This is a genomic window from Nostoc sp. LEGE 12447, from assembly GCF_015206985.1.
In the GTDB taxonomy this organism is placed as follows: Bacteria; Cyanobacteriota; Cyanobacteriia; order Cyanobacteriales; family Nostocaceae; genus Nostoc.
Window position 1 is genome coordinate 60619 of sequence record NZ_JADEXT010000035.1, and the last position, 23407, is coordinate 84025.

At 44.7% G+C, this 23407-nt stretch carries 17 protein-coding genes and 2 pseudogenes; 8 read left to right on the forward strand and 11 right to left on the reverse strand.

All coding sequences use genetic code 11. The features are described 5' to 3' along the window. Nucleotides 1-63: 63 nt before the first annotated feature. From IQ274_RS27190 to IQ274_RS27220, 7 genes are all read right to left on the reverse strand, one after another. On the reverse strand, nucleotides 64-1074 hold the full coding sequence (locus tag IQ274_RS27190) for a SpoIIE family protein phosphatase (RefSeq protein WP_163929882.1): 1011 nt from the start codon (nucleotides 1072-1074) through the stop codon (nucleotides 64-66). A 1-nt stretch (nucleotide 1075) separates the two neighbouring features. Further along, the gene (locus tag IQ274_RS27195; protein WP_228058388.1) at nucleotides 1076-1522 is read right to left on the reverse strand and encodes an anti-sigma regulatory factor; all 447 of its coding nucleotides are present in this window, start codon (nucleotides 1520-1522) and stop codon (nucleotides 1076-1078) included. Further along, nucleotides 1461-1874 carry an STAS domain-containing protein gene (locus IQ274_RS27200; RefSeq protein WP_194144041.1) on the reverse strand — a complete coding sequence of 138 codons (414 nt, stop codon included), beginning with the start codon at nucleotides 1872-1874 and terminating at the stop codon, nucleotides 1461-1463. Before IQ274_RS27200 ends, IQ274_RS27195 begins: the two co-directional genes overlap by 62 nt. A gap of 10 nt (nucleotides 1875-1884) precedes the next feature. Continuing rightward, nucleotides 1885-2814: an STAS domain-containing protein gene (locus IQ274_RS27205; protein ID WP_228058389.1), complete on the reverse strand. Its 930-nt coding sequence runs from the start codon at nucleotides 2812-2814 to the stop codon at nucleotides 1885-1887. 7 nt (nucleotides 2815-2821) lie between these two features. After that, nucleotides 2822-6640, reverse strand: a complete 3819-nt coding sequence (locus IQ274_RS27210; RefSeq protein WP_194144042.1) for a PAS domain S-box protein — start codon at nucleotides 6638-6640, stop codon at nucleotides 2822-2824. Nucleotides 6641-7490: 850 nt separating this feature from the next. Next, entirely contained in the window at nucleotides 7491-8321 is an 831-nt protein-coding gene (locus tag IQ274_RS27215) for a class I SAM-dependent methyltransferase (protein ID WP_194144043.1), read from the reverse strand. A 3-nt stretch (nucleotides 8322-8324) separates the two neighbouring features. Then, entirely contained in the window at nucleotides 8325-8678 is a 354-nt protein-coding gene (locus IQ274_RS27220; protein WP_175586718.1) for a Crp/Fnr family transcriptional regulator, read from the reverse strand. A 440-nt stretch (nucleotides 8679-9118) separates the two neighbouring features. On the opposite strand from IQ274_RS27220, the gene IQ274_RS27225 reads away from it, so the two are divergent. The 3 genes from IQ274_RS27225 to IQ274_RS27235 all read left to right on the forward strand — a co-directional run bounded on the left by IQ274_RS27225 (nucleotide 9119) and on the right by IQ274_RS27235 (nucleotide 13065). Next, entirely contained in the window at nucleotides 9119-12361 is a 3243-nt protein-coding gene (locus tag IQ274_RS27225; protein ID WP_194144044.1) for a PAS domain S-box protein, read from the forward strand. A gap of 158 nt (nucleotides 12362-12519) precedes the next feature. Beyond that, a complete protein-coding gene (locus IQ274_RS27230) occupies nucleotides 12520-12840 on the forward strand; it encodes a coproporphyrinogen III oxidase (protein ID WP_322745349.1) in 321 nt (106 codons plus the stop codon). A gap of 33 nt (nucleotides 12841-12873) precedes the next feature. Further along, on the forward strand, nucleotides 12874-13065 hold the full coding sequence (locus tag IQ274_RS27235; protein ID WP_228058390.1) for a biliverdin-producing heme oxygenase: 192 nt from the start codon (nucleotides 12874-12876) through the stop codon (nucleotides 13063-13065). A 31-nt stretch (nucleotides 13066-13096) separates the two neighbouring features. Here IQ274_RS27235 and IQ274_RS27240 read toward each other — a convergent pair whose 3' ends face one another. After that, complete coding sequence (locus tag IQ274_RS27240) at nucleotides 13097-13321, reverse strand: hypothetical protein (RefSeq protein ID WP_194144045.1); 225 nt, start codon at nucleotides 13319-13321, stop codon at nucleotides 13097-13099. A 119-nt stretch (nucleotides 13322-13440) separates the two neighbouring features. Here IQ274_RS27240 and IQ274_RS27245 point away from each other — a divergent pair, with 119 nt between their 5' ends. From IQ274_RS27245 to IQ274_RS27255, 3 genes are all read left to right on the forward strand, one after another. After that, on the forward strand, nucleotides 13441-14409 hold the full coding sequence (locus IQ274_RS27245; protein WP_163929889.1) for a DUF1822 family protein: 969 nt from the start codon (nucleotides 13441-13443) through the stop codon (nucleotides 14407-14409). Between the two features lie 183 nt (nucleotides 14410-14592). Beyond that, complete coding sequence (locus IQ274_RS27250; protein ID WP_194144046.1) at nucleotides 14593-16929, forward strand: CHASE2 domain-containing protein; 2337 nt, start codon at nucleotides 14593-14595, stop codon at nucleotides 16927-16929. A gap of 65 nt (nucleotides 16930-16994) precedes the next feature. Beyond that, nucleotides 16995-17831, forward strand: coding sequence for a DUF928 domain-containing protein (locus IQ274_RS27255; protein ID WP_163929891.1), 837 nt, complete (start codon nucleotides 16995-16997; stop codon nucleotides 17829-17831). A 526-nt stretch (nucleotides 17832-18357) separates the two neighbouring features. On the opposite strand, the gene IQ274_RS27260 is transcribed toward IQ274_RS27255, so the two are convergent. From IQ274_RS27260 to IQ274_RS27270, 3 genes are all read right to left on the reverse strand, one after another. Next, entirely contained in the window at nucleotides 18358-19494 is a 1137-nt protein-coding gene (locus tag IQ274_RS27260; RefSeq protein WP_163929893.1) for an AI-2E family transporter, read from the reverse strand. A gap of 90 nt (nucleotides 19495-19584) precedes the next feature. Further along, nucleotides 19585-19776 (reverse strand): hypothetical protein, encoded by a 192-nt coding sequence (locus tag IQ274_RS27265; RefSeq protein WP_163929894.1) that lies wholly within the window; start codon nucleotides 19774-19776, stop codon nucleotides 19585-19587. 119 nt (nucleotides 19777-19895) lie between these two features. Then, entirely contained in the window at nucleotides 19896-20456 is a 561-nt protein-coding gene (locus tag IQ274_RS27270; RefSeq protein ID WP_163929897.1) for a Uma2 family endonuclease, read from the reverse strand. Nucleotides 20457-21014: 558 nt separating this feature from the next. Here IQ274_RS27270 and IQ274_RS27275 point away from each other — a divergent pair. Together IQ274_RS27275 and IQ274_RS27280 are read left to right on the forward strand one after the other, a co-directional pair. Continuing rightward, nucleotides 21015-22718, forward strand: a pseudogene (locus tag IQ274_RS27275) (ShlB/FhaC/HecB family hemolysin secretion/activation protein). A gap of 118 nt (nucleotides 22719-22836) precedes the next feature. After that, a pseudogene (locus IQ274_RS27280) lies at nucleotides 22837-23157 on the forward strand (filamentous hemagglutinin N-terminal domain-containing protein); the annotation flags it as partial. Nucleotides 23158-23407: the final 250 nt, after the last annotated feature.

Genomic DNA, 23407 nt, shown 5'->3' on the forward strand with positions numbered 1-23407 from the left:
TTAATTACGAATTACGAATTACGTTAGCGTAGCGGGGCGTAGCGGGGCGTAGCCCATTACGAATTACGAATTATTTCCCATTCCTTTAGCCACTAACACTGTCACATCATCCCGGTCTCGATTAAAGTCTCGGTATAAGACACCTGCAATCAGGCTGGGATGTTTTTGACTCAAGCCTGGATAGCGATCGAGCTGCCACTTAGTGTCTAATCCGTCAGAATGCATAATTAAAAGTCCGTTGGCATACCAGGGATAGCTAAACTCTTGAATTTTGCGGATTTCATGTCCCACTGTGCCGTTGTTAGATATCAGATGGTGGCGTTCAGGAAAGGAGAAAATGCTGGCAGCGATATTGCCAATGCCGGCAAAGCGGACAGACTGTTGTTCAAAGTCGATTTCAGCAATGGCGAGTGCTGCTCCTCGCGTACTTCGCAAGGCGGCGTGGGCAGCTTCGACGATCGCAGCCGGAGAGCGATCGTGTTCTTGAAAAATTCTGACGGCTTTTGAGGAAGCAGTAGCAGCCGCAGGCCCATGCCCTAAGCCATCGGCTACTAGCAACAGGCTACGGCAACGATCAACTTGATATGCCCAGGCATCTCCTGAAACCTCCTCGCCTCGTTTGGGCAAACAGATCGTCCCAATTTCTAAGGTCTTTTCCGGCAGATGGGGTGTCGAGTCTGACCAGAGGTGGGCGAGGAGCGCTGTCCCTTGATTGCGAATAGAGTAAATTTCCAATAAACCAGAGAGGCGAGAAATTGCGCCCAGTCCATTGCCCAAGGTTCCGCCTGTGGAAAAGCCATCTTGCAAACACTCATCCACATCAACCATTCCCCGTCCTTTATCTAGCGATAAGACTTCAATACCAATGGCTGAATCGTGTTCGAGCAATCTTAGCAATAATACTCCACCCTGACCGTGCTGGATTAGATTGTTCGCAATCTCTGTCACCACAATGCCAACCTTGCCCCGTTGCGTTTCCTGAAAGCCAAGCCGAGTTGCCAATGCGATCGCTACCCGTCGCGCTTCCCCAGTCTGGCTAGATTCAGTAATTGTAATGGCGACAGATTCTCTCATTTTATTTCCATCGTACAATTATTACCCGTGTTCCTTCTCCCACCGCAGACTGAATCTCAAACTCGTTAGCAAGTCGTTTAGCACCGCTCAATCCCATACCCAATCCGCTACCCGTGGTGAACCCATCCTTCAGCGCCAGATCAATATCGGGAATTCCCGGGCCCCGATCTTCAAAGGTCAGCCGGAGTCCTCGTCGTCTCCCTTCCTGAAGCGTTTCTAGCTTGACTGTGCCACCTCCCCCATAGTCTAGGGTATTGCGGGCTAACTCACTGGCGGCGGTCACAATTTTAGTTTGGTCTACTAAGCCAAAGCCAATCTCCACGGCCAGATGGCGCACGGCTTGCCGAACTAAGACTACATCTGTAGAAGATTGAATGTCGATTGTTTCAGTCTTCTGCATCGTCATCTGCACGCCATTGAGTGGCAATGACCTGATTTGTGGTTTCATTGAGTGATGATCGCAAGAGTGCCATACCTTTTTCTACGTTTAGGGCAGTGCGAATACCCGTCAGCGACAGCCCCAATTCCACCAGGGTAATTGCCACAGCAGGCTGCATCCCAACGACAACTGTTTGGGCATCCAATACCCGTGATATTCTGGCAATGTTGCCTAAAATCCTCCCAATGAAGGAATCGACAATTTCTAATCCAGAAATATCGATCAAGACACCGTGAGCGTGAGTTTGAGTGATGCGGTTGGCCAAGTCATCCTGTAGAGTCATGGCAAGGCGATCATACATATCCACTTGGATTGTCACCAGCAGGAAATTGCCCATTTTGAGTATAGGAATACGTTCCATTGGTTCCTACCTATTTGGGTTGAGAGCGAGTAATGGTCGCTCCCAAACGTTTTAGCGCTATGAGAAAGGCATCGGCTAAGGTTGCCTTTGTTGTGATATCAGTCAAATCAATACCGAGATAAACGATTGTTTGGGCAATTTGAGGACGAATACCACTGATCATACAATCAGCTCCCATAAGACGGGCAGCAGTAACGGTCTTGAGCAGATGTTGAGCGGTGAGGGTATCCACGGTGGGAACCCCGGTAATGTCAATAATGGCAATTTCTGACCCGGTTTCAACAATTTTCTGCAACAACGACTCCATCATCATTTGCGTGCGGGCACTATCCAGGGTGCCGATAATGGGTAATGCCAAAATTCCGTCCCAGAGTTTAATCACTGGGGTAGACAGCTCCATCAACTCTTCCTGCTGTCGCAAAATCACCTCTTCCCGCGCCTTTTGATACACTTCAATTGTCAGCAATCCCAGTTGATCCAGTAAGTTGGTGGCTAGCCAAATCTCTTCACCCAACTCAATGGGGTCTTTCAATTGCTGACGCATTCGGTTGAAGAGGGGTTGCTTGAACGAAAAGACGAATGTAGCTGTTTCCGCCGGTGTGAAGCCTTTTTGCGATCGCGATCGAGAAATGCTGCTTAGTATTTCCCGCATATCTTGCCACGCTGCTGCCTGAATATTGCTCAACTTGCCCTGCCCAACCGCGCTCCGAAACAAGCTCAGGAATTCCCGGCACTCCTCCTTTAGCTCGGCTTCTTTAATCAAGCCTTTCCGAATATTGATAGTGGCTAATTCCTGAGTCCACTCTGACAGCAGTTCTGCCTCGAAGGTTTCCAAGATTTCTGATATCTTACTTTCGCTCATTGTTCCTATAAGGGCAACCACTTTGATTAGTCCAAAATCAGTGTATGCTGATTCAGACCAACGCGAAAGTCCGTTCATTGGCAGCTCATATTAAACTAGCGATCGCTTCTACTAGTTCTTCGGGATCAATTGGTTTGGATAAGTGTCTTTGAAAACCTGCTGCGAGAGCTTGTTTTTGATCGGATTCTCCAGCATAAGCTGTCAGCGCGATCGCTTTTATCTGTCCGCCTTGTTCTTTTGGCCAAGTTCTTACCTGACGGATGAGCATATATCCGTCCATCTCTGGCATAGCAATATCGCAGACGAGAATATCTGGCTGAGATTGTTTTAATATCTTTAATGCCTCACGACCGGATGCGGCGGCTGTTACTTCTGCACCATATTGCTCAATCATGAATACCAATAGTTCTCGCGTATCTTGCTCATCCTCTACTGTCAGCACCCGCACGCCGCGTAAATTTAACGATATTTTAGGTAAACTTTTATTCTGATTTGATTGTAAAACTGTAGTGATGAGCGGTAATTTAACTGTAAAGGTTGCTCCTTGGTCTTCTCCTTTACTGTCCGCCTGAACTGTACCACCGTGCATTTCGACAATGTGTCGGACAATTGCTAATCCTAATCCCAAGCCGCCAAACTTGCGTGTTGTGGCACTATCAGCTTGGCGGAATGTTTCAAAGACGTAAGGTAAAAATTCTGGTGTAATGCCCTTGCCTGTATCGCTAACTTGAATCTGAGTACAAGTATCGGTAGACTCTAATTTTATTTTTACCTTGCCGCCAGTTGGGGTAAACTTCACCGCATTAGTAAGCAAATTCCACACTACCTGTTGCAGGCGGCTAGCATCACCCATAAAAAGCTGGACATCTGGTGCAATCTCAGTGTGAATTTGAATCGATTTAGCTTCTGCTGCGAAAGCGACTGTTTCATTGGCAGCTGCAATAGTTGCAGCTAAATCAACTGAAGAAATGTTAAGCGTTAATTTGCCTTGCAGAATGCGGGATATATCTAATAAATCAGCGATCAGTTGAGTTTGTAATTTAGCATTGCGTTCGATTGTTTCTAAAGCGATCGCTTTTTTCTCCTCACTTAATTGGTGAGTCCGCAGCAATTTTATCCACCCGAGTATCGGATTTAACGGCGTTCGCAATTCATGAGACAACACCGCCAAAAATTCATCTTTAATGCGGTTGGCAGTTTCAGCTGCTTCTCGTGCAGCTTGTTCGCGTAGCAGTAATTCTTCACGTTCTTCTTCGGCTCGCCTGCGGGAAGTCACATCAATTGCTACTCCCCCCACCAAAGATTGCCCAGATAAATGAGCAATGGGAAATTTATAAACGAGGAAATCGCCTATTGTGCCATCCAGACGAGGTGCCATTTCAATTGTCTCTAAAACCTGATTAGTTTTAGCCACTGTTTGGATGTTGTTTAATAATTGGGTGGCAATCTCAATATCAAACAATTCAAATGCAGTTTTGCCGATCGCATCTTGAGTAAATAGCTGAAAAGTATTTACATAAGTCGGACTAAGGTAAATAACTTTACCATCTGCATCTGTAATCCAAGCAGCAGCAGGACTATGTGCCATGAATGCCTGAAAGCGTTCTTCACTTTCTTGCCGCACTTCTTCGGCTTGCTTGCGATCGCTAATGTCAATGTTGACTCCTAAAAAACACTCGGCTTGTCCCTCTGCATCTCGGATAATTTGCCCTTTCGATGCTACCCAAATAACTGTATTATCTCTGCGGACAATGCGGAATTCGTCGTAATATTCCTTACCTTCAGCTAATACTTTTTCTACTCCTTCCATAACCCGTGGACGATCGTCTGGATGGATAAAATCAACCCAAGGCTTCACACCAGGTTCTTCTGTACCTATTTCCAACCCCAAGATATCCCAGATTCCTTCCGACCAAAATACCTCACCAGTAGGTACATTCCACTCCCAAGTCCCAATTTTTCCTGCTCTTTGTGCCATTTGGAGGCGTTGTTCGCTTTGTCGCAATGCTTGCTCTGTGCGCTTGCGATCGCTAATATCACGAGATACAGCAATTACACCTGCGATCGCTTGCTCAGGACTATATAAAGGAGCCAAAATATATTCGTAACAATGCACTCCATCAACGGTATTATATTCAGTCTCTGCTCTGATGGGTTGCCCCGTTGTCATTACTGTTTCTCGTTGGGTGTCTACCCGACGCATCGTAGTAAACATTTCTGGGGCAAAATCAAGTTGTTGCCATACCTTACCGACTATCTCTTCTGGCTGACAACCTAAAACCGCAGCCCCACCTTCACTGACATACTGATAACAACCATCCCGATCAAAAATATAAATATGATCCACCGAGGCAGAGAGAATCGCATTTAAGATATTCGCTTGATGTTGCACCTGGCTCATCAACTGACGTGTGCATTCTTCTGTCTGCTTGCGTTCAGTAATATTCAAAAATGCAGCTACCGCTCCTCTGGGATTACCCTGTTCATCAAGTAGGGGAGCAGCATAACCAAATAAATTAAATATAGTGCCATCACCACGAACGATATCAACTTCTGTGCCTTTGACTTCTGTATTATGAATGGCTGCATAACGTAGCGGATATTCTTCTGGTGAGAGTTCCTTTCCCTGCCGCAAAATTTTGTAAGATGGACGCGGGGCATTAACGGGAGTAGAGGAAACATTAACTTCAGGCAAGATACCTAAAATCTCAGCAAATGCTGGGTTAGATTTTACCTCCTGAAATCCCATATCTTCCGTGATCAGGATGCCAATGGGAATTAACTCAAATAAAGTTTGCATATTTTGGCTCACAGAAGCGATCGCGATTTCCCGTGCTTCTAGTGCTGCGGCCATTTCGTCAATCGCTTGCGCCAGTTGACCAAGTTCTCCCGATATATGAGCAAGTCCAGTGCGTGTGTTGAGTTGACCACTACCCAAGGTCTTGGCTGTTTGCACCAAAGATTTTATCTGGTTGAGAAAAAATACATCCCCACCCACCCAAGTAGCAGCGATCGCTAAAAAAGTAACTACACCTAAACTAATTAAGTTTCTGAATAATAAACTATCAGCATTAGCAAAAACTTCAGACTTGGGAATACCAATCCTGATATATCCATCCGGCTTGACTGGATTATCGCCCAAAGGAATAAAGGCAAAGATTCGCGGCACACCATCAAGGCTAGTCATTTCATCGATCCCCTCAACCTGAGCGATTTTCATTCTGGCGAAAGTATCTGGTGCTAAAGATTTGCCTACCCAATTTTGCGTATTGGGATAGCGGACTAAAAGTGTTCCTTTCTTGTCAACCAAACTCAGCACCGAGCCTTGGGGCATTCTTATTTGCGCCGCCAACTGATTTAACTGAGCTAAATCAAGTGCAGCTACAACCATAGTTTGTACTCGCCCTGCCTTGTCTAAAATTGGGTAAGCAAAATTCAGGGTAGCTTTTTTAGTGACGCGATCTATTTGATAATCACCAACCACAAATTTCCGAGTTTGCAAAGCACGTTGGAAATAACTGCGGTCTCTGAGATTCACAGAGCCAGGATAGGCAATCCCAGTACAAATCACATTTCCTTGACCATCAAGTACGGCAAAATTAGCGTAAGCTGAATGTTGTTTTAGGATATCGGTCAGCAATTGATTGCACTCTGCTGAATTCCCCTGACGGACAAGTGGCAGCTGTGCCAATATCATCAGCAGTTGACGGGTTCCTTCTACAACCTGTTTTTGGTTATTAGCCGCCAATCTCGCCAGCCGTAGTGTCTGTTCTTGTGCCTCTGCTGTAGCGGTACGCCGTTGTTCGGCAGCAGTGTACAGAATTAATCCTAGTGCTGGAACAACAGCTAAAAGGACGAGAAGTACTAAGCGAATGCGAAATGTACTGTTTAACCAAGAGCGCATTATAATCTAGTTCGGCTTGCTACACATAATTTTGAACCAAAATATACAATCTGAAACTGTTATTAACTGAAGCAATGAGCAAAATCAAGGCTTTGGACAAGGGGTGTAGGTAAAAAAACTCTTATAATCTTATACCCAGTCTCGACAAACAGTTTTTCTGCGTAAGTTCTGATTGTAACAATTGAGCGATCGCGGGCACCTTTAGAATATATATGCAGTAAGAAACAAAGTGCAATGGTTTCTTAGCCAGAAAAGAAAAGACATGGCTACTACAAAAATGACTGTACAGTTCACTCTTTTTAACGCTGACCCCACCAAGAATTCATACAGTTAAGTCTGTTTGAATAGATTGGAATCCTCATACCTTCATGCTGAGGAGGATGTCAACAAAATGATTTTTATCAATAGGTATGAAGTTAACTCCAGATACGTGGTGCGATTTATGAATTTTCTATAAATAATCCATTCTTTTTCGGAACAAGCCACCATGCAAGCTGTATATCTCTACATACCGAACCACTTATACAGTAACCGGGGCATTGAATTTATGAAGCCCCATGTAAATTTCTAGCGAGAGCTAAAGCTGTTCTCTTGTTAAACAAGAGAACAGTGAAAGCATTCTCAATCAGCCCTGTGGTGGAGCGCTCAAAAAGCGGGAGCCACCTTTGTACTTCAAGTAATTTAATAAAAGTTGTTCTTGCTTAGGGACTTGCGTGAAAATAAAGTACCAGTAAACCGAGTTTTGACACTTCGACTGCGCTCAGTGCATCGCTGCGCTCAACTCTCGATGGCTGAGGGTTGAGCGCAGTCGAAACCCGTTTGGTTGGGATACTATTAACCCGCAGATCCCTTATGGTTTGCGAGCTACAGCTAGCATCACAGAAGTAGGAATTTCCACACCTCTATCCGTGGCATACTCCGAGGCTCCCTTGATAATTGCGTTCTCAATATTGCGCCGTTGCTCGTCGGTTTGCATTGCCAACATTGGCCCCAGACGTGCCGTACTGACAACAACCGTTGGCATCACATCTTCAGGTGTAGAGAAAGTCCACTTCATAGGCAGTTCTGCGACAGACACCTCAGTAAATCCCTCAGCGCTCAAAACCCGAGTGCATTCAGTGGGGTTGCCAAAGCGAAACAGGGGCGGCCCAGGAGGTAGATTCACATCTGTGCTGCCATAAGTCTGCACTGAACCTAGTATTAGAGCCATGAACGGATTGCGCGTTGGTGGTGTCCAGCAGGTGAGGGCATAGCGCCCTCCTGGTTTGAGTACACGAAAGGATTCGGCTAACGCCCGTTCTGGGTTTGGGAAATGGAGGATGCCCAAGCTACAGACGACTGCATCAAACTGGCTCGACTGGAAAGGAAGATTCTCAGCGTCCCCGTTATGGAATTGGGCTTTAGGGCATCGCACTCTGGCAATGGCCACCATATTCTCTGCAAAGTCTAATCCAGTGACGATCGCCTCCCGCTTTACTGCTGCGGCACTGAGCCAACCAGTCCCGCAAGCTACATCCAGCAATCTCAGACCACATTTAGCTCCTACGGCATCCAATATGGCTTCATTCACCTGAGAAGTCACAACAGCGATCGCTCGATCATATCCCTGGGCTACATCAGAGAATCTGTCACGCTCGAATTCCTTAAATGCCTCGTGAGTAACGATCGGGTCAAGTGTCATTTCTTACTCTCTTAAGAGGAACTCATGGGACAGGAACAGTTGATCTGAGTTGAGACGATCGCTGGATTCGAGCAGCCAGCGGGCCATGCGTTGTTCTATAGTATGAAGGCGGTTGCAGGCAACGTTCTGCGAGATTTGCGCCATATAAGCCTGCGTGTATTTCAGCATCACGTCGCGCAGCGACTTATTGGTGTCGAACTCATGGAGTAGCAAATCTGCTTTCATTCTTACCGCTTTGCCCGGTACCTGGACAATATACTCAGTCTGCGTCGTTTCCCGACCGCCCATGAAGGCGTTGATTCCGACCATCTCGCGGCTTCCGACCACTCCGGCTTCAACTGTCATGCCATCCATCATGGTGATGGTGACTGAGATCAAGCAGGTGAGAGGGAAGTAGACTTCTTCTATGGTTTCGCCAGGTCGGTTGAGGATCTCGCCCTATGAAAGCTCGACCTGCTCCATATTTTTTTTGAGCTGCTTGTACAAATCAGGGCGCAAGGCGGCAAGCAGAAGGTTTTCAGTAGTCATATTTATGTTTAAGTTTGTTTCTTACCTATTGTTGATCCTCCTAACTTTCACAATAAATAATGCAGCAACTTCCGTTACACTATCCGGCGTTGGATATCATCGAATATGTTTTGGTTAAAGGGGAAAAAGAGTGGAAGGCTCGATATATAAGGTTTTTCCCCTTTAACCCTTTCCCTTTCCCCAAAACCCGACAAGTATTGGTAGGGTGGTTCAAACCAATATGGCGGTAAGCAATTTTGGGTAGAAATTCGCTACTATAGTTATTTATTATGGAGCAAATGCGTTTGTGTGAAGCAGATCCTCCTTTAAAATCGCAAAGCTTCCCAGCCGTGAACACTCAGGAAGATGGCGATGCAGCATCGCCATCTGAAGAAGCCTTTTTCTTTGAGCGATCGCTCGATCTGCTGTCAGTCATTGGCCTGGATGGCTACTTTAAACGGATCAACCCTGTCTTTACCCAAACCCTCGGTTACTCAGAAGCCGAATTCTTAGCCAGTCCTTTTCTGGACTTCGTGCATCCAGATGACCACTCTGCCACACTGCGAGAAATGGAGAAGTTGAATACGGGAGTACCAACGCTCTATTTCGAGAATCGTTACCGGACGAAGAATGGCAGCTACCGATGGCTGGCATGGACAGCATCACCGCAGATTGACCGAGGAGTGATGTACTGCGTTGCCCGTGACATGACCCAGCAAAAAGAGACGGAAGCTGCCCTACAACACGCTAACCAAGAACTAGAACAGCGCGTTGCCGAACGAACTGCCCAGTTAGAGCAGGTAAATGCAGCGCTGCGGGAGAGCGAAGAGCGCAACCAGTTGGCAATGGAAGTTGCCTGGATGTTTACTTTTGAGTGGCAGCCAAACCTCGATGTGGTGAAGCGATCGCCTCAATCTGCTTCCATCCTGGGGTTAAGGTCGTCATCGGCACAACAGGACACAGGTACCAGTTATTTTCAACAAGTCCATCCTGATGATCGCGATCGCTTTTTGGCAGGCTTACAGGCACTTGCACCTGAGAACAGTACTTACAAAATCACCTATCGATTCGTGCGCCCGGATGGTCAAATCGTTATCTTGGAGGAAAGCGGACGCGCGCTGTTTGATCAGCAGGGTCAGTTAACCCGATTAATTGGGATGACAGCAGATGTCACAGAACGTCAGCAACTGGAAGCCGAATTAGAGGAAAGTCGGGCAACCTTGCACAGACAACTGGCTGAAATTGAAACCATCTACCAGTCTGCTCCGATAGGGTTAAACGTTCTCGATACCGATCTGCGCTTTGTGCGGATTAACCAGCGATTGGCAGAAATCAATGGATTTTCCATAGAGGAACACATTGGGCGAACCATTCGAGAGTTGCTACCTGACATCGCAGATACTGCCGAAGAGTTGCTGCGCCCGATCTTAGAAACGGGAGAACCACTACTAAACGTCGAAATTCGGGGGGAAACTCCAGCACAACCAGGAGTACAGCGTGTCTGGCTAGAAAGCTTCTTGCCGTTAAAGGATGGCGATCGCGTAATTGGCATTAATACCGTTTGTGAAGATATCACCGAACAGATTCAAGTCGAGGAAGCCTTACGCCAGAGTGAAGAACGATTCCGCAGTATGGCAGACAATGCACCTGTAATGGTTTGGGTCACGGATGCCACCGGATACTGCACCTACCTCAGCCAAAGCTGGTACGAATTCACAGGGCAAACCGAAGCAACAGGATTGGGTTTTGGTTGGCTGGATGCGTTGCATCCAGAGGATTGTGCATTTGCTAAAGAAACATTTGTAAGCTCTAATAGTCGTCACGAAGCCTTTCGGGCAGAATACCGTTTACGCCGTCAGGACGGAGAGTATCGGTGGGCAATCGATGCAGCAAGCCCTTGGTTTGGGGCAGATCGTCAGTATAAGGGCTACATCGGTTCAGTTATTGACATCACCGATCGCAAACAGGCAGAGGAAGCTCTGCGAGAGAATGAAGACCGTTTGCGTATGGCAATCACCTCTGCCCAATTGGGAACCTGGGATTGGAATCTCATTACCGGAGAATTAAAATGGGATACAGGCTGCAAAGCCATGTTTGGGCTATCGCCCGATGGTGAGAGTAGCATTGAGTTATTTTTTGAGGGCTTACATCCCGATGACCGCGATCGCCTTCAGGAAATTATTCAAGCGGCGCTCAATCCAGTATTAGGTGGCTTTTATGACACTGAGTATCGGACGATCGGCATTGAGGATAAAGTTGAACGTTGGCTTAGGGCAAAAGGCCAAGCCTACTATGATGCAAAGGGAAAACCACTCCGCTTCAGTGGTACTGTATTGAATATTACGGAGCAAAAAGAAGCCGAAGCCCAACGGGAACAGCTACTTCGACAAGAGCAAGCCGCACGGGAAGCAGCAGAACGTGCCAACCGTATGAAAGATGAATTTCTTGCTGTTCTCTCCCACGAACTACGAACACCGCTTAACCCGATTTTAGGCTGGGCAAAACTACTACAATCACCCCTTGTCAGTTCCGACAAACTCCAGCAGGGGTTAAGCGCGATCGAGCGCAATGCCAAGCAACAGGCGCAACTCGTTGAGGATCTCCTCGATATCTCTCGGATTATTCGTGGCAAACTCACCCTTAGCTTTGGAGCTATCGATTTATCTGAGCCAATCGCGGCAGCTTTAGAAACCGTTCGTTTAGCCGCAGAAGCAAAAGCGATTCAGTTTGAGGTGTTGCTTGACCCATCGGTAGGGCAGGTCAGAGGGGATGCAGACAGGCTACAACAGGTGGTCTGGAATTTACTGTCGAATGCGATTAAATTCAACTCTACAAGGGGACAGGTGACGGTGCAACTCACCTCTGTCGATCGCTATGCTCAAATTCAGGTTAGTGATACCGGAAAGGGCATCCAACCCGAATTTTTGCCCCATGTATTTGAGTTATTCCAACAGCAAGACAGTTCTACGACTCGTTCTTTTGGCGGATTGGGCTTAGGGCTGGCGATCGCTCGTCAGGTGGTCGAAGCGCATGGCGGCACCATTACAGCTGTAAGTGCCGGCGAAGGGCTTGGGGCAACCTTTACGGTGCAGTTGCCATTAATGCCTGTACCAAGTCCCGATGCTCCTAATTACCTCAACAATCAAACACTGAATTTAGAGAATCTGCGAGCGATAGTGGTAGATGATGAGGCAGATTCTCTAGAACTGGTTAAGGTTGTACTGGAGCAGGAAGGCGCGATCGTGCGGGCCGTCTCCTCTGCTACCGAAGCCCTGCGGTTACTGACCCAAGCTCAATTCGATCTGCTCATCAGCGATATTGGGATGCCAGAAATGGACGGCTACACCTTCATTCGTCAGATTCGCGCTTTACCGCCTCAATTCAACCGGGATATTCCAGCGATCGGACTGACCGCCTATGCAGGTGAAACGAATCGACAGAAAATCCTCGTTGCCGGATTTCAAGCGCATCTGGCAAAACCGCTCTACCCGCAATGCCTGCTGGATGCGATCGCAACGGTTATCATCCCATGACAACTTATCCTGCATCTGATTCGGTGAATCAAACTGTAAATTCCAACTAAAATTCAAGAACTTGACATTTATGTTGGTGATTTTAAATCATATAAAATACATATAGCTATGTAGATATATAGCTCAAGATTTGACAGAACTATAGACAGAAGAAAACTGTGAATCTGGCAGAGATTGTATTGCATTCATATTTGTTTCACTACGTAGAGTCTGTTGCTATCTTGCCTAATAGCTATCGCCAACGTCAGTTCCAACTGTACCGTCGGGGTCTTTACACAGAGTTTAATCTGCTGTATGGCCGAGGAACTGTTTTTGGTCTGCAAACCAATGGGAGAACTGAATCCATACTGATGTCTCTATCACCTCTAGCACGCTGGGAATATTGCTATGAACCAGAACCAGGCACACCCAAAGCACAACTTACCGAAATTTTTCTCCAGCCTAAAGATTGGACTAATGTGACTTTTGTCCAAAAATAACAACATTTTTAGCAATAAGGGTTTACTCGTTACATGGGAGATTTATCGGGAGGGCAAGCATTGAAAAATATTGCGCGATCGGCAATGGATTTACCAAGCGATCGCGGTACTGCAATGCATGAATTTGAACAGATTCCTACCCCGGAAGCTAGACGGGAATTTAAAGAGCAGTACCGTCAAGCATTGAATTTTCTAATTCTAATTCACATGGAAATCCCCAAGTAGTTGTTGATGAGATGCCGATGCTGTACAGTCATTAATTCTTGCTTGCGTATTTGACCGCAAGTGGCAGAGGTCTTTTTAGCCTAGAATGCCAATGTACTTGTAAATGTGGCAGCAAGTCATGAAATACCCGCTCAAAAAGCTCTGCTGGAAAACTGATAAACCTTTGTGACAATACTTGTTGTGAAACTTTGACTGCTTTTCCCCACAACAATTCCTGTTGGTCAAACATCGGAGTCAGTTCTTGCACCGATCGCATTTTCCCCAATTCCCAATCCCTAATTAAATTTTTCTAATAATCATTCTCTATTTTGTGGCATAAATTTAGTGAATGCGGATGATATGTACATAGCAGCATTGATCACTAAAGATTGATTTATGAATAACTCCACCTATCAGCTAGACGATTTCGCTTTAACATTACCGATTCCCCAATTAGCTCGGATCACTGCCCAGGAATTTGCTAACCAACAGCCAAATTCGGAAAAAGCAGAGCAAGTTCGGCTGAATACGCTAGCTGTGTGGGTGGTAAATGACTACTTGGAAATGATGGATATTCCTACCAACCTCCAAGCTAGCGATAGCTGGAACCCCATCATGCGCCTCTGTGGAAATGTTGCTGACTTAGAATTGCCCTCAGTTGGTCGTCTAGAGTGTCGCCCTGTCCATCAACATCAACAGATATGTTCCATTCCCCCAGAAACCTGGGAAGAACGGGTGGGTTATTTAGTAGTTCAATTTGATGAATTACTCCAAGAAGCAAGGCTGCTTGGTTTTATTGCTAGTGTCACAACTGAAACACTGCCTTTAAAACAACTACAACCATTGGAAGCGTTTATCGACCACTTGGGAGAATTGCGTCAATCTCCAGTTAGTTCACTCGTAAATTTGAGTCAGTGGTTTACTGGTATATTTGAGGCAGGTTGGCAAACGATTGAATCTTTGTGGAACTTGCCGGAACTTAGACCAGTTTATGCCTTTCGTAGTACCGAAACTTTAGAACTCAATGCCCTCAATCAACCAGAATCAATTACTAAACGAGCAAAACTAATTGATTTAGGTATCCAAATTCTTAACCAACCCGTTATGTTGATTGTGGAAATCAGCCCAGAAAAAGATCAACAAACCAGTATTCATCTGCAATTGCACGCCACTGGGAATCAAATCTACTTACCACCCGGAGTTCATCTCACCGTTCTAGATAGTTCGGGAGCAGTATTTTTAGATGCTCAATCGAGAAAATCAGACAACTATATTCAGTTACAGTTTCGTGGTGAACCTACAGAACAATTTAGTGTTAGGGTAGCCATTAATGATACTAGCATTACTGAGCATTTTCGGATTTAAAACATCCAGTTATTTTCCCTCTTTGTCGGTAACTTATTAAGTGCTAATTGGTTAATTAAAAATTAAAAATTAAAAATTCAAGCCAGTTTTGGAGATTTTGAAAAAAGTCTGCAAAAGCGTGTGGAGCTTGTTATGAGACATTAGAACAGGGGATGATTCTGCACAGAGGGTATAGTGACGGTCATGGGTAAGTTAGTGGTTCTGAAATTCGGAGAAGGTAGTTTTGAACAGGGATTTGCTGTCACCCTCCAAATTGGTGAAGAACATGAGCGGGCGGCAACAGAAATCACGGGGAAACTACCTTCATTTCCCGAAATGCCGCTTTATTATAGTCATTGGCAGTCTAGTTATCGGCAGATAGGCAATCGTTATCGTCTCCATGCTGACAAAATGCAGGTGACGAATGTCTCGATGATTCAAGACTGCGAAAACACTTCCCATATCTTAAGGGCCCGCTTTAATACCTGGTTGCGAGCAGAAGAATTTCGCCCTTTAAGGGAAAAATGGTTAGAAAGATTGTCGTCCGAAGAAGAAGTACGAGTAATTTTGCAAACAGAAAATAGCCAATTACAGCTATTGCCTTGGCATCTGTGGGAGTTGTTAGAACGCTACCCCAAGGCTGAAATCGCTCTTTCTTCACCATCCTACGATCGCATTCACAAGCCACGCACAAAAAATCCATTAGTCAATATTTTGGCAATTGTGGGCAATAGTCAGGGGATTGATACTGAGGCCGATCAAGCTTTACTCCAACAGTGTGGTAACGCAGAAGTCTGCTTTTTGGTCGAACCACAACGTAAAGAATTAACCGAGCATCTTTGGGGAAAAAACTGGGATATTCTCTTCTTTGCTGGGCACAGTTCCAGTAACAAAAATGGAGAAAGTGGACGAATTTACCTGAATAAGACTGATAGTCTGACCATTGGCGAATTAAAATATGCTCTGAAGAAAGCCATTGAGAACGGCTTGCAACTAGCTATCTTCAACTCCTGTGATGGATTAGGATTAGCGCGAGAATTGGCTGATTTGCAAATTCCTCAAATAATCGTCATGCGTGAACCAGTCCCAGACCAGGTTGCGAAGGAATTCTTAAAGTATTTTCTCCAAGGCTTTGCTGGTGGCGAGTCTTTATATCAAGCGGTACGCCAAGCACGGGAACGATTGCAAGGACTTGAGGATCGATTTCCCTGTGCAACTTGGCTACCAATGATTTGCCAAAATCCAGCGCAGATACCACCCACTTGGGATGAATTAAAGTCTCCAACAAAACCTAAAGATACACCGAATCTAGTTTTGTCTACCAAACGCAGATTGGCAACAACTTTGTTATCCAGTTTAGCGATTACAGGCTTGGTTTTTGCGGTGAGATGCGTAGGATGGCTAGAAAGTGTAGAAATTCCCGCCTTTGACCAGATGATGCGATCGCGCCCTGCGGAGCCACAAGATTCGCGCCTGCTGGTAATTGCAATTGATGATGACGATCTGGCAATTCAAAGACAGAATAATGAGTCCTTGATTGGAGCTTCCATTTCCGAAAAATCTCTTAACAAAGTATTGGCAAAACTGAATAAATATCAACCCCGCGCGATCGGCTTGGATATTTACCGTGATTTTCAAGCCAAACAACCAGATTTAATCACTCGTCTTCAAAAAACTCAAAATTTGGTTGGCGTATGTAAAGGAAGTGATAGCACAGCAAACATCACTGGTATTAAGCCAGCACCAGAAATCCCCCCAACAAATCTGGGATTCAGTGACTTTATTCACGATTCTGATGGAGTTATCCGTCGCCATCTCCTGTTCATGAACCAGGAACCGACATCGTTGTGTCCTGCTACCTTTGCATTCAGTCTACAACTAGCTTCCTTGTATCTGCGTCCTTCAGGAATTCAACCAAAGTTCACCCCTGAAGGGAATTTGCAACTCGGTAAAACTATTTTTCCGAATCTGAAGTCTCGCACTGGCGGCTATCACGATATTGATGCTAATGGTGGTCAAATCTTACTTAACTACCGTTCTCCAAAACAGATAGTCCAACAGGTGAAACTAACCCAATTTTTAGCTAGTCCAATTAATCCCAGTGCTATTAAAGACAAGATCGTTTTGATTGGTGTGACAGCAAGGGGGGATTCTCCAGACACTTGGCCTACACCATACGGGGCTCCTTTAGATGAGCAAATGCCAGGAGTGTTAGTACAAGCCCACATGATTAGCCAGCTCCTCAGTGCTGTGCAGGATGGGCGGCCATTACTGTGGGTTTGGTCGCTGTGGGCTGAGGTGGCCTGGATTTGGGTTTGGTCTTTGGTAGGAGGAGTTTTGGCTTGGCGAAAGTTTTCCTTACCTTGGTTGGCATTGGCAGTTAGCATTACCTCTGGTGTTCTCTATATAGTTTGCCTTGGTCTATTAATTTCGGGTGCATGGGTGCCATTTATCCCGTCCATTTTGTCGCTAGTAGCCACGGTTAGCCTGCTGTCAATTTATAATTCAGCAACAAAAGTGCAGGTAGAGAATGGGCAATAGGGAAAGATTTTTTTGATTAAATTTTTGGATATCTACCAGGCTTACATAGTTCAAGAAGGGTTTTTATGAAGTCAAATTCACAACCGATAAAACTGTTTTTAGTAGTAGCTTTTAGCTGTACCAATTTATTAGTTAGCCTGACTCCAGTACTGGCGAAACCAAACGTCGGTTCTTCAACTAGCGATGCCTACGGCGGTCTACGCCTACGCTCTGAAGCTAAAACAAGCCATACTAAATCCACAACCTTTAATCAACCTGCAATTCCATCTGGGCCTCCTCCTGGAGGCCGCGTTCGTGGTGGAGCGAAGCGCAACCTAAATGGATGCCAAATTACTAAACATGACCTGACTGCTTTAGTGTCCTTTACTCAGGAAGCTAACTCAGTAATCAATGTCTGGGGAAAGACAACGCTAGAACACCCAAGTTGGTTTTTCTATGTGCCATATACTAAAGATTTTCCTTATGCAGTTGAATTTGTGCTGCAAGATCAAGACTCTAACGAGATTTATAAAAAACCGATCGTTCTACCAGAGAAAGCAGGAGTCATCGACGTTTCTCTACCTACCACTTCTCCTGGCTTGGCACTAAACAAACAATATCGCTGGTTTTTCACTATTAGCTGTGACCAAGAAAAGAATGCTCCCCCGACTTACGTCGAAGGGGTAATACAAAGAGTCGAACTCAATCCCGCCGTAGTTAAAGAGCTAGAAACGACAGAACTTTTGAAGCGCTATGCTATCTATGCCCAAAACGGGATATGGTACGACGCACTTACCACACTGGCTCAACTGCGCCAGAAAAATCCTAAAGATGCAAAATTACAAGCAGAGTGGCAGAATTTGTTAGGCAGCATCCGTTTAGATGATATTGCAGCAGAACCGATTTTTTCAGAGCAACCTTAGGGGTTGTTTAAAAAGTAGTATGTTGTGATTTTAATTGAATTATTACCCCCCTTAATCCCCCTTATAAAGGCAGGGTTGTTTCATTCTCCTAAAAGCCGCTAATTTACAAGCATTTCAAGCAAAAAAATTAGGCGACTAAAAAACCTGATTGGGCAAGAAAATGGTGTTCGCACTGAAATCTACTGATTGAGGTGGTAGTGTTTGTTTGTCCCACTAAAGCAAATTTCTAGCTTATACTCTTGACAAAATCCCTAAGAGATTAAATGAAGCAGCCTTGCTTTTTAAGAGGGATTTAGGGGGAAGGAGATATCTAATTTTATTGTTATTTTTTCTTTCCCTAAAGTAACAAAAGAGGGATAAGTAGTTAGCCATAATTCAACATCAAATAAAATCCTAGTTGGTAGTGAGTGATTTATCGCTCACTACCAACTAGGATTACTAGGACTAAATTACTAAAAACTTTAATTGATTTCCGTCTAGCTACTTGCCTTTATCCAAAATCAAAAATTGATTAATCTTCTTTTTGTCAAATATCATCATCAATCCCTTTCTCCCGATTAACATCAGGACTATCTGCTGTCCAATAGTCCTCTACTTCAGGAGATTCAGAAACTATCACAAACTCAGTCTCTTTTCTATGGTTATTTCCCCATTCATCTAAAACATCTTTAATTAACACTTCTTGCAACCAAATCTTAGCTACAACAGTTAGGGGTAGTGCTAGAAATAATCCTAAAAAGCCAAAGAAAGTTACAAAAAATAGTTGGGCAATTAAGGTTATGGCAGGCAGCAATGAGACTTGATGTGCCATCACCACAGGCGTAATGAAATTGCTCTCAACCTGTTGAATGATAAAGTAGAGAATCAAGACAGCGATCGCTTTCCAAGGCTCATCTAAGAAAGCGATCGCCATTGCTGGGATTACGCTCATTGTTGGGCCCAGGTTGGGAATCAAGTTAAAAAATCCCGCTAAAACCGCTAAAGCTAGTGCTGCCTTGACATGCAAAATTGATAAGCCAATGAGACTCATCAGCCCTACTACAAAGATGGCAATGAAAGCGCCTGTAATCCATCCCTCCAAAGAGACTTCACATTTATCTAAAATCCCATCTACCCGTCGCCGATAAAATGAAGGGAAAAGCCGGACAAATACTTTGCGGTAGGCTAAAGGATCGGCTAACATCATTCCTGTTAAAACCAACACCAGCAAAATCTTAAGAACGACTTCTAAAGAGCCAGATACAAAGGCGAAGGAATTTCCCAGCACCCGATTGACGACTGGTTGTGCTTGTTGAATGAGGCTGTTGATATCTGGAATGTAGGGAACTAACTCATTAGGAATGCGAGTTCTCAAGGCATCAAGCCAAGTATTAAAGCGCCCAAACCCTTTAGGAACCTGATAGGTTAGTTCTTGAAACTGCTGTGCAAATGGTGGGACAATAAGCCAGAAAAAACCCACAATGCCTGCGAAAAAGATCGCTACTGCCAGGAGAACGGCGAATCCACGCTTCATCCCAAAGCGTTGGAAGCGTTTTGCTAGTCGATTCAAGGTCGTGGCTAACACAACTGCGGCAAACATGAGCAAAAGCACTTCCCGGATTTGCCACAGGATGTATAAAGAAAGAACTATGGCGATTAAGCCGATCCATTGACCGAGGTTCACAGGCTAACTCCCAACGGTTGGCGAGATGCAATTTTGTTGTAATTCAGCTAGGTTAACTGATTTTAGTCACTTGTGCGTAGATCGTTTGAGTTAATTTTGTTTCTGTGCTTGAAATCGCCACAGTAGTGCGATCGCTATAATCACAATCGGCAACAATACTATAATTAGCGCGTTGGTTCCTGTCGCCGGAATTGATAGACTTGGCCCCACATACTTAATTAATACTGATAACAAAGCCGACAGTAAAAGCAGTTTCAGAACAAATCCTAGTTGATTTCTCATAAAAGTACGGCATAAAATTTTTTGTGGTACATACGAGTTTGCGCTGTACGGTTCAGTTTCTACAATAAACCTACAGATACAATCCTTTCCAACTTTCTTTAGGAAATGCGTTCGCTTTTTTACGTCAAACTCAACCAGCCAAAAATTTGTTCTACAGTTAGTTCCAACTCGATACCCTCTAGGATGGGTAATTTATCTGCACCTTCGTATAATTCCACTCTCTGTCCAGGAAACACCCCCAGCACACTTTCGTCTTCGGGGTTGATTAACCAGCCTAATTCATTACCATTGCGCGAACAATGCAATAATTTACTCAACACTTTTTTTAACTTTTGGTCTGGGGAAAGAATCTCAATTGCCCAGTCGGGATGAATTTCAAAACGATTAGCAATTCTGCCAGATGGAGTTTTAGGAATTCTATCCCAACGAAACACAGACACATCAGGGACGATAGAAGCACCACCAAAGGTACAGCGTAGTTCTGAAAAAGCTATAGCAATTTTCTGCCTTTTAGCTATATCGTTAATTGTTTCGCAAAGAGTCACCTGAAGTAAACTATGTTCACCTTGAGGCATTGGTTTTTGAATAACTTTCCCGTTGATAAAGTCTGATGCTGGCTCAGTTTCTGACAGTTTGAGGAACTCGTCTAAAGTTAGTTGGGGTTGAGTTGCGATCGCCATCAGCAAATAGCGTAGAGGGGATGGTTTAATTATGTGCCTTAGCGATCGCCTAGAGTATTGATTCACTAAATTAAATTGTCTCTTCGCTTGATCAGTCTTGACAAAAAGCAGTATTTACGCTGATGATAGCTGTAAAAAATACAGCCATGATAAATAGTGGTACATCGCTCGTTACACCAAAGTATCGGGGATAAACTGAATTTAAAGAAAGAATCATTGAAGAAAAATTCAGAAGTTAGATTCAGGAGCGAAGCTGGAGACGTTTCCGTTACTCCGGTCAAATCGAGACCACTAAATCTTCTATTTAGCACGGGTCTTAAACCTCTCTATTCAGAGGATGGCGGACTTGCTACTGCTTCTTTGGTCAGAATAAACAACTGAATTCTGACCAAAGAAGATATTCGGCTCCCCTCCTGACTCCTGAATTCTTATTTAGTAAATTTAAGGAGAAGGGTGTCAGTGAAACAAGTCGTTACAGAGAACTCTATTATTAGTTCAGTATTTTCTACACAACAAATATTAAACAAGCCTGTAAGTATTATCTCTGGACTACGACCTCTGGCATTCGGCTTTGTTTTAGCAGCAGTATTATCTAATTATCAGCAGGTCATTGCCCAAACTCCGAATCCTGAAACCTTACCACCCGGTCGGTTAGAAGAAGTTCCAGTGACTCCCTTACCCACTGATGTATTGCCAAAGCCAACAGATAACAATCAATTGGTTCCTTTGCCCAAAATACCAGATGAGTCAATTCCAAGTCAGGATAACTCGAATGCGAAATTTCGGGTAGATCGGATTGAAGTTGTAGGTAGTACAGTTTTCAAACCAGAGCAATTTGCCGCGATTACCAATCCCTTTGTCGGCAAAGAAGTGACATTTGCAGAATTATTGCAAATCAAAGATGCGATCGCCAAGCTTTATATTAATAACGGTTATGTAACCACAGGGGCATTGATTACACCGCAGACACTAGAAGCAGGAACAGTAAAGATTCAGGTAATCGAAGGCAGTCTGCAAGAAATCAAAATCATTGGTAACAGACGATTAGGTAGTAAATACATTCGCGATCGCATTCAACTGGGTGCTGGCAAACCCCTAAACGTACCACGCCTCCTAGAAAAACTCCAACTACTCCGCCTCGATCCACGCATCCAAAACCTCTCAGCCGAATTACAAACAGGCATGCATCCGGGAAGCAATGTATTGCAAGTTGAGGTTGAAGAAGCAGACACTTTTAAACTGACAGCCAGCCTAGATAATGGGCGATCGCCTAGTGTGGGTAGTTTTCGTCGGGGAGTGGATCTGCAAGAAGCCAATTTATTAGGTTTGGGCGATACTCTGAGTGTGGGATACGCCAATACTGATGGCAGTAATAGCATTAATGCCAATTACACACTACCGATTAATGCCCACAATGGCACTATCTCCTTTGGCTTTAGCCAGGGATGGAACCACGTTATTGAAAAACCATTCAGTGTCCTTGATATCCAGTCAGATTCCCAATCTTATGAATTAGGATATCGCCAACCACTGGTATAAAAACCAACCCAAGAGTTGGCAGTCGGGGTGTCATTCTCGCGTCAATCAAGCCAAACTGAGTTGGGTATTGATAATATTGGGCCGTTTCGCCTCTCCCCAGGTGCAGATGAGAACGGAAAAACGAATATTTCGGCTTTGCGCTTTTTTCAAGAATATACCCAGCGAAGTAACCAGTATGTGTTTGCGGCGCGATCGCAATTGAGTTTTGGGGTAGATTGGTTCGATGCCAATGTCAGTGAGAATCAACCAGATAGCCGCTTTTTCGCGTGGCGGGGACAGACACAGTGGGTACGACAATTAGCACCAGACACATTATTTTTAGTTAGGGGCGATTTCCAATTAGCGGCAGATTCCTTAGTGCCTTTAGAGCAATTTGGTCTTGGGGGACAGCTAAGTGTCCGGGGCTATCGTCAAGACGCATTACTTACAGATAATGGTCTGTTGTTTTCGGCAGAATTTCGAGTTCCCATTGCCCGCGCGAATAACATTGGCGGGGTACTGCAACTGACACCCTTCATTGATGTGGGTAAAGGCTGGAACGTCAACGGCGAAAATCCATCGCCCAGTAACCTTGTTAGTACTGGGTTGGGGCTGTTGTGGAAACAGGGTGATGACTTATCGGCTCGCCTAGATTGGGGCATTCCTCTAATCTCAGTGGATGGTGAAAAGCGATCGCTCCAAGAAAATGGCTTGTACTTCTCACTGCGCTATTCGCCATTTTGAGGCGATCGCTTCAAAATTATATTATTTGGAGCATTTTAAAATATAAGGTATAAATAAAGGCTTGACAATGAGTGCGACCTCTATTTGGTTGGTTCTGTGCGCTGGAATAGTGCCGTTGATGGTAATGCCAATTTGGTGCGGCTCTGTGAGTGCCCAAGTAACTCCTGATAGCACTTTAAATACCACTGTCTCTCAAAGTGGCGATAACTTTACCATCACCAACGATAATAGAGTTGGCAACAACCTCTTCCACAGCTTCAGCCAATTTTCAGTTCCCAGCAATGGCTTGGCTTTTTTCAAAAATGCCGCAGATGTGCAAAATATCTTCAGTCGCGTCACTGGCGGCAGTGTTTCCAACATTGATGGTTTAGTTAAAGCCAATAGTAGCGCTAATCTGTTTTTGCTCAATCCTAGTGGGATTATTTTCGGCGCAAATGCTCTAAAAGTGTCTTCTGTTTGTAGTAGTCCTAACATACCTTTGAACATTCCCCGCACACCAGGACCAAAATTTCTCTAATGCTATACAAAGGCGAAATGCAAAAATCAACTCCTTAACTTTCCCTAACTTATCCTCATCGACTCCTAGAAATTTTACTAATAGAGTGAAAGTGTTCAAGAAAAACCGACTCTTGTCAAAGCCAAAACAAGCAGACCTTTCAGAAAATCTTGAAACAATTATTAGTGAAAAC